The sequence below is a fragment of the Methylovirgula sp. 4M-Z18 genome (assembly GCF_037890675.1).
Taxonomy (GTDB): Bacteria; Pseudomonadota; Alphaproteobacteria; order Rhizobiales; family Beijerinckiaceae; genus 4M-Z18.
In genome coordinates, this window is record NZ_CP149574.1 from 2,248,062 (window position 1) to 2,262,309 (window position 14,248).

Sequence of the window (14,248 nt, forward strand, 5' to 3'; positions counted from 1 at the left end):
CCGTCCCCGCAACGTGCGTCACGCAATAGAAAAACCCCGGAACTTTCGTTCCGGGGTCTCTTTTTGACCGTTCAGGTCAGATTAGAAGTCGCGTTGGATACGGAACACACCTTCGTAGGTGTTGATGTTCTTCTTGAACGGAACGCCCGTGCCTGCGCCCGTGAAAGCCCGGCCATTTGCGTTGAGCGGAGCCTTCTGGTCGAGGCGGGTGTAGTACAGTTCGAGACCGATCAGCAGGTTCTTAACCGGCTTCCAATCGGTGCCGAGGCCAACGCGCCATTCGTTCCAGTTGGTCGCGCCGAGCTGCGAGCTGACAGCCGCACGGGTCACAGCGGACGGATACTTCACGTTGAGATAGCTTGCCTCGACGTGGGTCGCCCACTGGGCATTCCAGTTGTGCTGGAAGGCTGCAATCGCGGACCAAGCCGTCGGCAGTTTGTCGCTGCCATTGACGATAACGGCGTCGTAGTCAGGCAGGACCCAACCCTTGGTGATGCCGCCCGACACGTTCGAGAGGTTCCAGCCACGCGGATAGCCCTGGGTCTGGAGAGCGAGGTCACCCTTGGTGTAGGTAGCCTGCAGCCACAGTTCGTCGCCCGGAGCGATCATCGGCAGCTTGATGTGCACGCCAGCGTTTGCACCCCAACCAGCTTCTTCCTTATGACGAGCCGAGATAGCGGTGCCCGATTCGACGTTGATGCTGTGGTAGAGGCCCGACAATTGCGCGCCGCCCCAACCCTGCTCGACACCGATCGCTGCAACCACGTCAGGCTGACGGGTGCCCTGGAGGCCCCAGCTGTTGACGGTCGGAGTACCACCAGCGGTCGTAGCGCGGGTGTAGCTGCCGATCGTGCCGGTCTGGTTGGTGTCTTCCAGCGAGAGGGTCGCTGCGAAGCCACCACCGAAGGTCGCGGTGTAGGCCAACAGGTTCACGGTGTGGTCAGGGCCACGAACGTCGTCGTAGCCGAGCGAGTCAGCGTAGTAGTCGAACATCGACTGCGCGCGACCTGCGGTGATGCCAGCCCACTGGATGAAGGCCTTGTCGATCGACGTGCCGTTGCCGTACTCGAGCGGATTGGCGCCGGTAACGCTCTTCCAGTCAAGGCTGGCGAACGAACGCAGCGTGCCATAAGCAGTCGTCGTGCGGGCGTCGAACTGCGTACGAGCACGGACCGTGAAACCGGTCTGGTTCTGCGCACGACCCGAATAGTTGAACTGCTTGCCGGAGCCGGGCGTGACAGCATTGGCGGCCTGGAACGCACGGAACTGCTGATAGTTGGCAACGTTGCCGGTGCTCTCGAACTGATAGTCGAGACGGACGTGACCGCTGATCTTCAAGCAGGTGTCGGTGCCGGGGATGTAGAAGAAGCCCTCGCCGTGAGCCGAGCAGACTTTAACATATTCAGCAGGAGCAGCTTTCTTCGAGGGAAGATCGGCTGCCTGCGCGCTTGCAGCGGCGGCCAGGCCGGCTGCGGAAGCGAGAAGAAGGCTCTTGACGAGCTTCATGTGATAACCTCCAGTTATATGACCCTATGGAACCCGGTTTGCTTTGGCCTCACTCGCCTTAGGCTCATCAGAGCCTTTCAACGTTTGAAGCAACGAGCGTGACCTAAAGTCCCGGTTGATCCGCTTCCCCTTCCGCGCCCCCCCACCTGGAAGAGCGGGCGAAATCTGAAGTGGTTGCGCGATGGGTTGCCCCGTTCGCTTCATTCACCATAACCTTTCGGGCAGAAAAACCAAAATGAGTTTTGGACCTCAAATTCCAATTTATGTCCTTTTCCGGGCCATGTTGCACAAAAGCAACTAGTCGCACCACCGCACCGCATCGCGGCAGCTTACATGTTGTTTTCAAAGGGAAAAATTTTACCCTTTATTAACCTTTCTCCACTTGGAGAGCTGTCACAAACGCTGTTTTGTGACGCCCCGCGGGCCGCTTGCCTTGTCTCATCGCCCCAGTCGCCGAGCGGAGCCTTTGCCCGCGCGATTCTCCATACTCGGGGCGAGACATCCAGGGCGCGCCTCTGCTCCGCGCCAAAGGCACAGAGACACAATGTATTTATATGGAGGGGCCCTGTGTCGCGGATCGGGGCGAGATAGGTGACGTGTCGGTTTGCGGCGACGACCTTGCGGAAGAAGCAATCATTCCTGAGCCGAGAAGGCCGTTTCTCGCCGCCGATACACAATACAACTATTAATAAGGACTCGTCGGCACGGATGGCGCCGCCCGTTCCCGTCGGGTGGCTGCGCCGGAACGCCGCGCCGCGTGGGTATCGTCGTGAGGCATCCTTGCCGCGCCGGCGCGGCCGATCTTTATACTTTCCTTATACCCATCCTTACACTCCCCTATCGAAGCCTTACGGGCTTTCGGGGCATGAGTGCGCCTGGATCATCCCCAGGAGACTTCCATGTCAGATCTCATTTACATTCTCTTGCCCGTCGCGCTTTTCGCGCTGATGGGCCTTTACGCCGTCGCTTGCGACCGGCTCTGAGGAAAAAGCCATGTTCGATCCCATTCTCGGACTCGTCGTGGCGGCAGGCCTTGGCCTCTACCTCGTCTACACCCTGATCCGTCCCGAAAAATTTTAAGGTGCTGCCGTGACCCTCAATGGTTGGCTGCAAATCGCCATCACCCTCCTCCTGGTGCTCGGTGCGGCTGTGCCGCTCGGCGCCTATATCGTCAAAGTGCTCGCCGGCGAGCGCACATGGCTTTCTCCCGTCTTCTCGCCTGTCGAACGCGGCTTTTACAAAGTCGCCGGCGTCGATTCGTCGCGCGAGCAGAGCTGGTTGACCTATACGATGGCCATGCTGGCCTTCAGCGTCGTCAGCTATCTGACGTTCTACGCCCTGCAGCGCCTGCAGTATTATCTGCCGCTCAATCCGCAGGGCTTTACCGGCGTCGAACCCGGCCTCGCCTTCAACACATCGATCAGCTTCATCACCAATACGAACTGGCAAAACTATGCCGGCGAACAGACGATGGCCCATGTCGTCCAGATGCTCGGCCTCACCGTGCACAACTTCCTGTCCGCCTCGGCAGGTCTGGCGCTTGCCTTCACGCTGGTGCGCGCCTTCGCACGTTCCGAAGCGACGACAGTCGGTAACTTTTGGGTCGATCTGACCCGGGTCACCTTGTATGTGATGCTGCCGCTTTCGATTGTCGTCGCCCTGCTGCTGGTTTTCGGCGGTACGCCGCAGACCTTGCTCGGCTCCGTCGATGCCAAGACGCTGGAAGGCGCGACGCAGACCATCGCGCTCGGTCCGGTCGCGAGCCAGGAGGCAATCAAGGAACTCGGCACCAACGGTGGCGGATTCTTCAATGCCAATTCGGCTCATCCGTTCGAAAATCCGAATGCCCTCACGACCATGCTGGAGATCTGGTCGCTTCTGGTCATTCCGGTCGCTACCGTCTTCGCCTTTGGCCGTGCGCTGAGGGATCAACGGCAGGGCCGTGCCATTCTGGCGACGATGTTCATCATCCTGCTGGTCGGCGTCTTCACCATCTACTGGGCGGAAACCTCGGGCAACCCGTTGCTGACCGCGCTCGGCGTCGACCCGGCGCAGGGCAATATGGAAGGCAAGGAAGTCCGTATCGGCCAGGCCATGACCGCGCTATTCGCCGCGGGCACGACCGGCACCAGCACGGGTGCGGTCGTCGCGATGCACGATTCGTTCACGCCGATCGGTGGCCTCGTCCCGATGTTCAACATGCTGCTCGGCTGTATTTCGCCTGGCGGCGTCGGCGCCGGTCTTTACGGCTTCCTTGTCGTGGTCGTCATTGCCGTCTTCGTTGCCGGCCTGATGGTGGGCCGCACCCCGGAATACCTGGGCAAGAAGATCGAAGCGCGCGAAATGAAGCTCGCGATGTTCGCCGTGCTGATCTATCCGGCTCTGGTGCTTGGCTTCACCGCTGCGTCCTTGATGCTGCAGACTGGTCTCGACAGCCTTGGTAACAGTGGCCCGCATGGCCTGAGCGAAGTGCTCTATGCCTTCGCCTCGACCAATGCCAACAACGGTTCGGCCTTCGCCGGGCTCAACGGCAACACGCCGTGGTTCAACACGACGCTCGGCATCGTGATGTTCTTCGGCCGCTTCTGCTACCTTATCCCGGTCATGGCTTTGGCCGGTTCGCTGGCAGCGAAAAAGAGGGCTCCGGCTTCGGCAGGCACCTTCCCCACGCATGGTCCCTTGTTCGTCGGCTTGCTGCTCGGCGTCATCGTGATCCTGTACATGCTGCAATATTTCCCCGCTCTCGCCCTTGGACCGATCGTCGAGCATTACCTGATGCTCGGTGGCAAGGCTTTCTGATCGGAGCATTCGTTCAAATGTCACACCCTAAAGCTCCCGGCCTCTTCGATATGGGCATTATCAAACGTGCCTCGATCGATGCCGTCATCAAACTCAACCCGAAACACCTCGCCCGCAATCCGGTGATTTTCGTCACCGAAGTCGTGTCGGCGGTCGTGGCCTTCTTCTTCGTCCGCGATCTTGTCACGGGTACGGGCTCGCCCCTGTTCACGGGACAAATCGCCGCTTGGCTGTGGTTCACGGTGCTTTTCGCCAATTTCGCCGAAGCGGTGGCCGAAGGCCGCGGCAAGGCGCAAGCCGACGCGCTGCGCAAAACGCGCACCGACACGGTGGCAAAGAGGCTGATCGACCCCGACAACAAGAACGGCATGGCGCCGGTCATTCAAAAGGTGTCGGCGCTCGACTTGAAAGTCGGCGACGTCGTCCTGGTCGAAGCCGGCGATCTGATCCCCGGCGACGGCGAAATCATCGAAGGCATTGCCTCGGTGAACGAATCGGCCATCACGGGCGAATCCGCACCGGTCATCCGCGAATCCGGTGGCGACCGCTCGGCCGTGACCGGCGGCACGACGGTTCTGTCGGACCAGATCAAGGTGCGGATCACGGCCGCGGCCGGTTCGACCTTCATCGACCGGATGATCGCCCTGGTCGAAGGTGCGGAACGCCAGAAGACGCCGAACGAATTGGCGCTGTCGATCCTGCTGTCGGGCCTGACCATTATCTTCCTGATCGTCTGCGTCACGCTGTGGCCGCTCGCGTCCTATTCGGGTTCGATCCTGGATGTGACCGTGCTGATTGCGCTCCTCGTGTGTCTCATCCCGACGACCATCGGCGGCCTCCTCTCGGCCATCGGTATTGCCGGCATGGATCGTCTCATCCGCTTCAACGTCATCGCGACCTCGGGCCGCGCGGTCGAAGCCGCGGGCGACGTCGACACGCTGCTGCTCGACAAGACCGGCACGATCACCTTCGGCAACCGCATGGCGGACGAATTCCTGCCCGTCACTGGCGTCGCCGAAGACGAACTCGCCAAGGTCAGCCTCTTGGCCTCGCTTTCGGACGAGACGCCGGAAGGCCGCTCCATCGTTGCGCTAGCCAAAAGCAAATACGGCTTGGCCGAGCCTGACCTCAGCAAGAGTGCGGTCACCAATATCCCCTTCACCGCGCAAACCCGCGTTTCGGGCATCGACATCGAAGGCCGTCAGGTTCGCAAAGGCGCGGTGGACTCGGTGCTCAAGCTTGCAGGTTATAGCCAGGAGAATGCACCGGCGCAGTTCCGCCAGGCCGTAGACCGGATTTCCCGTGCCGGCGGCACGCCGCTCGCGGTGTCGGAAAACAATCGGCTGCTGGGCGTCATTCACTTGAAAGACATTGTGAAGCCCGACATCAAGGATCGTTTCGCCGCTCTGCGCGCCATGGGCATCAAAACGGTGATGGTGACCGGCGACAATCCGATCACCGCGGCGGCAATCGCGTCGGAAGCGGGCGTCGACGATTTCATCGCCCAGGCCACGCCGGAAGACAAGCTCGCCTACATCCGCCAGGAACAGCAAGGTGGCCGTCTGATCGCCATGTGCGGCGACGGCACCAACGACGCCCCTGCCCTGGCGCAAGCCGACGTCGGTGTCGCGATGCAGACCGGCACGCAGGCAGCGCGTGAAGCGGGCAACATGGTCGATCTTGATTCCGATCCGACCAAGCTGATCGAGATCGTCGAAATCGGCAAGCAATTGCTGATGACGCGCGGCTCGCTCACGACGTTCTCGATCGCCAACGACGTGGCAAAGTATTTTGCCATCATCCCGGCGCTGTTCGTCGTGACCTACCCCGCGCTCGGCGCGCTCAACGTCATGCATCTCGCGTCGGCAAATTCGGCGATCCTCTCGGCCGTGATTTTCAATGCTCTGATCATCATTGCCCTGATCCCGTTGGCTCTGAAGGGCGTCGCCTATCGGCCGGTCGGCGCGGCGGCGCTCTTGCGGCGCAACCTGCTGATCTACGGCGTCGGCGGCATCATCGTGCCGTTCATCGGCATCAAGGCGATCGACATGATCGTCTCGACCTTGCACCTCGCCTAAGGAGTTTCGGAACCATGTTAAAACAACTCCGCCCCGCGATCGTCATCACCGTGTTGTTCACGGTGCTGACGGGGCTTATCTACCCGCTGGTGATCACCGGCATATCGCAAGCCGCGATGAGCAATGCGGCTAATGGCAGTCAGATCATCGTGAACGGGACTGTCGTCGGCTCTTCGCTGATCGGCCAGAACTTCACCAAGGACAGCTATTTCCATAGCCGTCCGTCGGCGACGCAGGCGCAGGATCCGGCGCATCCCGACGATCCGTCCAAGACCGTGGATGCGCCTTACAATGCCGACAATTCGACCGGCTCGAACCTAGGCCCGACCTCGCAAAAGCTGGTCGACCGCGTGAAGGCCGATATCGATGCCAAGCATCAGGCCGGCATCGCCGGCGCCATGCCGGCGGATTCCGTGACGACCTCGGCATCTGGGCTCGATCCGGACATTTCGCCGGAATATGCGCTTGCGCAGGTTCCCGTCGTCGCCAAGGCACGCAATCTGCCCGAGGATAAAGTGAAGGAACTCGTCGACGCCCATATCGAGGGACGTGCACTCGGCATCTTCGGCGAACCGAAGGTCAATGTCCTCGCACTCAATATGGCCCTTGATGACGTAAAATAAGCAGACAGACATGCATGCGAACAGGATCGCGGGCCGCTCGCCCGCGATCCTGTGTTTTATTGACCTGATCGGTGATACAAAGACGACATGTCGAAGCCCGAGCGCCAGAACGAACGCCGCCCCGATCCCGATGCGCTGCTGGCACTCGCCGGCAAGGAGAAGCGCGGCAAGCTGAAAGTGTTTCTGGGCGCGGCGCCCGGCGTCGGCAAAACCTATGCGATGCTGCAAAACGCCAAGCGGCTCAAACAGGACGGCATCGATGTCGTCATCGGCCTTGTCGAAACCCATGGCCGCACTGAGACGGCGGCGTTGATCGAAGGCTTGGAGATCCTGCCCCGGCGGCGCGTCTCCTATAAAGACCGGATCATCGAGGAATTCGATATCGACGGCGCTCTGGCCCGTCGCCCGAAACTCATCGTCGTCGACGAACTTGCCCATACCAACGCTCCCGAAAGCCGCCATCCCAAACGCTGGCAGGATGTCGAGGAATTACTCGACGCGGGCATCGACGTCTGGACCGCGCTCAACATCCAGCATCTCGAAAGCCTCGCCGACGTCGTCTCTTCCGTCACGTCGGTCGCGGTGCGCGAGACGGTGCCGGACAAAGTGCTGCAGGAAGCCGAAGATGTGGTGCTGGTCGATATCACGCCGGCGGAACTCATCGAGCGTCTCAAGGAAGGCAAAGTCTATCTGCCGGAGACAGCGCGCCGCGCCTCACAAAACTTCTTCACGCCGCGCAATCTCACCGCGTTGCGCGAACTCGCTCTGCGCCGCACCGCCGATCGCGTCGACGACCAAATGGTCGACTATTTGCGGCAAAGCGCGATCGAAGGACCGTGGCGCACGTCGGAGCGCTTGCTCGCCTGCATCGGCCCCGATCCTTTGTCCGAACTCGTGGTGCGCACCACCAGCCGTCTCGCCACCAGCCTGAATGCAAGCTGGCTCGTCATTCATGCGACGCGGCCGGGCGAGGAAGAAGGCGATTCCGATCGGATCAAACGCATCGACGACACGCTGCGCCTCGCGGAGCGCCTCGGCGGCGAAACGCAACGGCTGACGGGGCGCGACCTTGCGAATGAAGTGCTGCGCTTCGCGCGGCGCGAAAACATCACGCAGATCGTTCTCGGCCGCTCGGGCGCCGGCACGTTCAAACGTCTGATGCACCGCTCGCTCACAGACGAAATCGTGCGCAGCGCAACCGATGTCGGCATCCATATCGTGTGCGGCGAGAACGTCAAAATCCCGCTGCGCCATCGCCTATTGCGCTGGCCGATGCGGAGCGATTTGCTGAGCGGCGTGGTCGCCCCTGTGGTGTCGGTCGCGCTGGCGGTCGGCGTCGGCGAGATCATCAGTCACTGGTTTAAATTGCCGAATCTGGAGATGATTTTTCTCACCGCGGTGCTGTTCTGTGCGGTGCGTTTTGGTCTGTGGTCGGCCGTCGCCTCGTCGCTTCTGTCGTTCCTCGCCTACAACTTCTTCTTCATCCCGCCCATTTATACGTTCACCATCGCCGAACCGAATGAATTGTTCGCGCTCATCATTTTTTTGGTCGTGGCTATTTTCACCGGTTCGCTTGCCGGCCGCGTCCGCGATCAATCGGAAACGGTCTACAAACGCGCGCAGGCAACCCAATCGCTGTACGAATTTTCGCGCAAACTGTCCGGCACCGGAAACCTCGACGACGTGCTTTGGGCCGCCGCGGCGCACATGCACAAAACACTTGGCGGCCGCATCGTCTTGCTAATCCCCAAGGATGGCGAGTTGCAGGTGAGCGCGGCCTGGCCGCCGACCGATGAATTGAGCGCCGGCGAGGCGGTGGCCGCGCGATGGGCTTTCGACAAGGGCGAAGCCGCCGGCTGGCTCACCGGTACGCTGCCGAATGTCCGCTTTCAGTTTCGCCCCCTCGCGACGTCACGTGGCGCCCTTGCCGTATGCGGCGTCGATCCGGAGGACCACACCCATCCGCTTTCGGCGGAGGACGAACGCACGCTGACCTCATTGCTCGAACAGACGGCGATCGCCATCGACCGTTCGCTGCTGGTTGGCGAAGCGGTCAAGGCCGCGGCGCTCGAGCAGAACGAGGCGCTGCGCAGCACGCTTCTTTCGTCGCTGTCGCACGATTTGCGCACGCCGCTGGCCTCGATCACCGGTGCCGTCACCTCGCTGCGCCAGCTTGGCGATAAAATGCCGCCAAACGATCGCCAAGACCTGCTCGCGTCGATCGAGGAAGAATCGGGACGGCTCACCCGGTTCGTCGGCAATTTGCTCGACATGTCGCGCATCGAGTCCGGCGCGATCAAGGTGAAACGCGATTGGGTCGATGTCGCCGATGTCGTGCGCGCGGCCGTCGAGCGCGCGCAGAAGATCTTCCCCAATTGGTCCGTATCGGTCAGCATCGCCCCCAATCTTCCCTTCATTCGGGGCGACGCCAGTCTGCTCGCGCAAGTTCTGTTCAACCTGCTGGACAACGCGCGTAAATATGGCGGCGATACGGGTGCCAGCGTGCATGCCCGCGCCGAGGACAGGGAAGTGGTCGTCAGCGTGACGGACGAAGGTGTAGGCGTGAAACCCGGCGATTTGGAACGGATCTTTGAGAAATTCTATCGCGGCGGACGCGCCGACGGGCGGAAGGCCGGCACCGGCTTGGGCCTGTCGATCGCCCGCGGCTTGACCGAGGCCATGGGCGGGACAATCGCGGCGCAGAGCCCTGCAGTGCGCCGCCGCGGTACGCGCGTCCTGATGCGTTTTCCCGCCGCCGAAACACCGCCTGATCCCGAGGTCGCCGTATGAAAGAGATTCGCGTTCTGGTCGTCGACGACGAAGCGCAAATCCAGCGCTTTCTCAAACCGGCGCTCACCGCCTCCAACTACGAGGTACTCAGCGCCGAAACGGGCCATGAGGCGCTGCGGCTCGCTGCGACACAAGCGCCAGACATTGTCATGCTCGACCTTGGACTGCCGGACATGGATGGCAAGGAGGTGCTGCGCGGGATCCGGCAATTTTCGCAGATTCCTGTAATCATTCTCTCGGCACGGGATCGCGAAGCCGAAAAAATCGCGGCGCTCGATCTGGGCGCCGACGATTATGTCGAAAAGCCGTTCAGCATCGGCGAATTGATGGCGCGCGTGCGCACGGCCTTGCGGCATGTCTCACACAGTGCGGCCGAGAAAACCCGGGTCGAGATTGAAGGTCTTGTCGTCGACACGTTGAAGCGCACCGTCACCAAACGCGGCATCCCGGTCAAGCTCACGCCAAAAGAATATGATTTGCTGGTCGTGCTTGTGCGCCACTCGGGCCGCGTGATCACGCACGGGCAGATCTTGAGCCAGGTTTGGGGTCCCGCACATAAGGACGACACGCAATATTTGCGGGTCTTCATCGGCCAATTGCGGGCCAAGATCGAAGATGACCCAACGGCCCCGAAAATCATCATGACCGAGCCCGGTGTCGGCTATCGCCTGACCGAGCCAGAAGCCGACTGAGCGCTACGACGGCTTGGCCGCCACATGCCGCATCGAAATGGGTTACATGTAAACCATTGATAATGCGCCATAGTCTATTTTTGGCGCCTGCCCGAGAAGGCCGTCACCTGAAAAGTGTCGATGGCTCTCATTTTTATGTGTTAATTTTGAGCGGAATTCCGCTTCCCTTGCCGTCATTCCCGTGTCATGAAAAAGGAAACATTGCGGCAAAATCTGGTGTAACTAATGTGTCCACCAGGCAACTGCGGTAACGATCAAGGGTCCGAATCGGTCAGGAAGCACCGTTTTGCCAAATCCCTTGCGGATAGCTTCCGAGCTATTTAGTTTACACATGGACTATTTAGTCCAAATCGGCAAGATGGCAGCAAGATAAGGCGGAACGCGCTGCATGCCATGATGGGGGGACAATTGTCACAAGATCCGAACACATTGACCGGCAACGGATTTGATCTTGCAACTGCGACGTCGCTGAGTTCCTCCGCGTTGCAGCAGTTGCTGTCCGTCGACATCGTGCGGACTCTGGGCGCACCCGCGCCGAGCCTCTCCCCTTGCACGTTCCTGCTTTATGCGGGCGATAATGACGCGGGCACGGCGGCCAATCTCGGATTGGCCCAGTACAGCTATCACATGGTGATGACCTCGTTCCGCTCGGTTTTGCGCCACTTCGGCATGGTGCGCATTGTGACCGACCCGTCCCGGGAAGTGGATGAAATCTATCTCGAATGCCGGGCGCGCGGCGAGACCTGTCTCTTCCTTTCCTTTGGCCCTCCGCATCTGATGACACTCGGGTTGCGCTGTCCGACTGTACCGGTCGTTGCATGGGAATTTGGCACCATCCCCGATCAGATCTGGGATGACGAACCGCTGAACGATTGGCGTTACGGGTTGCGCGCCGCAGGCAAGATCATTTTGCTGTCGCATTTTGCCGCCAAGGCGGTTCGCGATGCCATGGGCGCGACCTTCCCCGCCGTTGCGCTGCCGCCGCCTGTGTTCGACCGGATAGGCAAAGCTGGCCCTGCCCGCAAGCTGAATGAAACGGCATCGGTCGCCATTGACGGTTTCGTCTGGGACAGCCGTATCGACCCGTTCGCGTTGGGCGCCCCGATCCCGTCACCACCGAGGCCACGGGAGAAGGAAGGGCTTGTCTCGCAGGGCCACCACACGCCCGGCACCCATGCGGTCACACCCGCTGCAGACACCTCGCGCAAGACCTTGCGCAGGCGGATCGGACTGACATTGCGTTTTGCCTTGTCATGGTACCGCGAAGCCGTACGCGATCTTCTGCCACCCCCGATCACGCGGCTGATCGGCCATCTGGGCGGCATGGCACGCCATACGCTCGACTGGTGGCGCGGCGTCGGTATGGCGGACCGGCCGAGCCTGCGGCGCAGATTGCAGATCTCCAAACATTATGCGCTGCGCTGGTATCGTGAAGCCGTGGCAGACGGGTTGCCGCCGCAATCGGCTCGGAAGCTCTCGCGTGTTGTCGAATGGCTGGACCGCACGACGCAGCAGCCAGCCGCGGCAGAGGCCTCTAGGCCCATGGCGCCGATCGTGCCACCGTCCCTGCATCGGACCGAGGACGAGCCGATGGCGCACGAGGCATTCGCGGTGCCGGACCTGGCGCCGGCCTCAATCTATCCCAATGATCTGCCCGAACTGCGGCAAGAGGAGCAACGGGCCTTGGTGCAACTCGACGGACTGGTTTTCACGTCCGTCTTCTCGCCCAAGGACGGCCGCAAGAACTGGCAGGATTTGCTGACCGCCTTTTGCACCGTATTCAGCGATCGGCCGGATGCGACTCTCGTCCTTAAAATGATCGGCCGCGAGACGGGATACTGGTGGGGCGCATTGCATGATATCGTCAGCCGGCTGCCGGCGTTTTCATGCCGCGTCGTAGTGTTGCACGGCTATCTCGAAAAGGCCGATTATCATAAGCTGATCGAAGCCAGCCATTTCATCGCCAATACGTCGCTTGCCGAAGGCCTCTGCCTGCCGCTGGTCGAGTTCATGTCGGCAGGGCGGCCGGCGATCTCGCCGCGCCACACGGCAATGGCGGATTATATTGCCCCCGAAAACGCGATCATCGTGCAGTCGTCCGAAGAATATTGCAGTTGGCCGCACGACCCGCGCAACGTGCTCGACTCGAGCCGCCATCGGATCGAATGGCCCTCCGTTTGCGCGGCGCTCGAGGAAGCGTACCGTTTGCTGACCGAGGATCAGGCCCGTTACGAATCGATGGCGCGCGAGGCCCGAAAAACCATGCGCGCATTTTGTTCGGACGATGTCATCGCACCGCAACTCGCCGGCTTCCTTGGCCTTGGTGACGACGCGGTCCGTGCCGCCGGCTTTGCGCCGGGGAAGGAGGGTGTCGGCGAATGCTGATCCTCGCCTATTCTTCCTACAATGCCGGAACGATCGATACCAATTACGGCCGCCCGGAATATAGCTATTGGTTCGTGCGCAAAGCCTTCTCGCGGATATTGGAACGCTTTGGCGTCGTCATTCCCATCGGCGATGCCGAGCGTGACGTCGAGGCCGTCGCGCAAAACGCTGCGGCACAGGGCGATCGCGGCATCTACCTGTCGTTCGACTCGGTCTACAAGACGGTGTTTCCCAAGACGTGCCCGACAGTGCCGGTTTTTGCCTGGGAGTTCGACACGATTCCACACGAGGTGTGGGATGACGAACCGCGCCATGATTGGACGATGGTCCTGGCAAAGGCCGGCTGCGCCATCACCCACAGTTCATTCACGGTTGGGGTGGTTCGACGCGCCCTCGGCGACGATTTTCCGATCTGGAGCATTCCAGCGCCGGTCTATGCGGGCGCGGTGCGGCATTTGAGTTCAGCGCGCGGCTATCAGCCGCCGACAGAACTCAAATTCAGCGCGACTGTCATCGACGTGAATACGATTGATCTTGGCCCTTATATTTATCAGCGAAAGGATCGCGACGGCCCTGCAGCGCTGCAGTCGGAGATCGCCAAACTGAAGATGCCGACACGCATTTCGATCCACGGTGTCGTCTACAGTTCGGTCTTCAATCCGCTCGACGGCCGGAAGAACTGGAACGATATGCTGATGGGTTTCATCCGCGCGTTCCGCAACACGCCCGACGCCACGCTCATTCTGAAGCTCACCCATGTCGACGGCGCCGACGCCCTGATGCGTTTGCTCAGCGACGTTGCCAAAGTGGGGCCGTTCCGCTGCCGGATCCTGCTGATCCACGGCATGTTGCCGCAGGACGAGTACGATGCGCTGATGGCGGCAACAAGCTATGGGGTCAATACGTCGAACGGCGAAGGGCAATGTCTGCCGCTGATGGAATATATGTCCGCCGGCAGGCCCGCCATTTCGCCACGACATACGGCCATGCTCGACTACATCACCGACGAGAATGCCTTTGTCCTGCGGACGACCGAAGAGCCCACCTGGTGGCCGCACGACCCGCGCCGCGCCCTGCGCTGCCGGCGCAACCGGCTCGATTTTCCGACCCTTCTCGAGGCCTATCGCAAAAGCTATGAAGTCGCGTCGAACGGCGCCACCTACGCCCGCATGTCGGCCGCGGCGACCGAAGCGCAAAGACTTTATTGCGGCGACGACGTGGTCATGGCGCGGTTTGCCGAAGTCCTGAACCACACGGCCGGCATGGCGAAGCAGCCCAAACCGGCAAGCGGCAAACGCTCCGTCCGCTCCCGGACGCACGAGGCGGCCGATGTGGTCTGAAGCGCGGCTAGAACCGTGGCCCGTAGCGACTTCGG

9 protein-coding genes are annotated in these 14,248 nt (G+C 61.1%); 8 read left to right on the plus strand and 1 reads right to left on the minus strand.

Going from position 1 to position 14,248, the window contains the following annotated elements; translation table 11 throughout:
- Positions 1–81 precede the first annotated feature (81 nt).
- The gene (locus tag V9T28_RS10455; RefSeq protein WP_339071856.1) at positions 82–1,506 is read right to left on the minus strand and encodes a porin; all 1,425 of its coding nucleotides are present in this window, start codon (positions 1,504–1,506) and stop codon (positions 82–84) included.
- A gap of 993 nt (positions 1,507–2,499) precedes the next feature.
- Here V9T28_RS10455 and kdpF point away from each other — a divergent pair.
- From kdpF to V9T28_RS10490, 8 genes are all read left to right on the plus strand, one after another.
- Positions 2,500–2,586: a K(+)-transporting ATPase subunit F gene (kdpF, locus tag V9T28_RS23365; protein ID WP_116398903.1), complete on the plus strand. Its 87-nt coding sequence runs from the start codon at positions 2,500–2,502 to the stop codon at positions 2,584–2,586.
- Positions 2,587–2,595: 9 nt separating this feature from the next.
- On the plus strand, positions 2,596–4,305 hold the full coding sequence (gene kdpA, locus V9T28_RS10460; RefSeq protein ID WP_116398904.1) for a potassium-transporting ATPase subunit KdpA: 1,710 nt from the start codon (positions 2,596–2,598) through the stop codon (positions 4,303–4,305).
- Between the two features lie 17 nt (positions 4,306–4,322).
- Entirely contained in the window at positions 4,323–6,383 is a 2,061-nt protein-coding gene (kdpB, locus tag V9T28_RS10465) for a potassium-transporting ATPase subunit KdpB (RefSeq protein ID WP_116398905.1), read from the plus strand.
- Between the two features lie 14 nt (positions 6,384–6,397).
- Positions 6,398–7,006: a potassium-transporting ATPase subunit KdpC gene (gene kdpC, locus V9T28_RS10470; RefSeq protein WP_116398906.1), complete on the plus strand. Its 609-nt coding sequence runs from the start codon at positions 6,398–6,400 to the stop codon at positions 7,004–7,006.
- An 87-nt stretch (positions 7,007–7,093) separates the two neighbouring features.
- Complete coding sequence (locus V9T28_RS10475) at positions 7,094–9,796, plus strand: sensor histidine kinase (protein ID WP_116398907.1); 2,703 nt, start codon at positions 7,094–7,096, stop codon at positions 9,794–9,796.
- Positions 9,793–10,488 carry a response regulator gene (locus tag V9T28_RS10480; RefSeq protein WP_116398908.1) on the plus strand — a complete coding sequence of 232 codons (696 nt, stop codon included), beginning with the start codon at positions 9,793–9,795 and terminating at the stop codon, positions 10,486–10,488. The genes V9T28_RS10475 and V9T28_RS10480 overlap by 4 nt, the downstream gene beginning before the upstream one ends.
- A gap of 408 nt (positions 10,489–10,896) precedes the next feature.
- Entirely contained in the window at positions 10,897–12,873 is a 1,977-nt protein-coding gene (locus V9T28_RS10485; RefSeq protein WP_158554688.1) for a glycosyltransferase, read from the plus strand.
- Entirely contained in the window at positions 12,867–14,213 is a 1,347-nt protein-coding gene (locus V9T28_RS10490; protein WP_116398910.1) for a glycosyltransferase, read from the plus strand. The genes V9T28_RS10485 and V9T28_RS10490 overlap by 7 nt, the downstream gene beginning before the upstream one ends.
- The last annotated feature ends 35 nt before the right edge of the window (positions 14,214–14,248 follow it).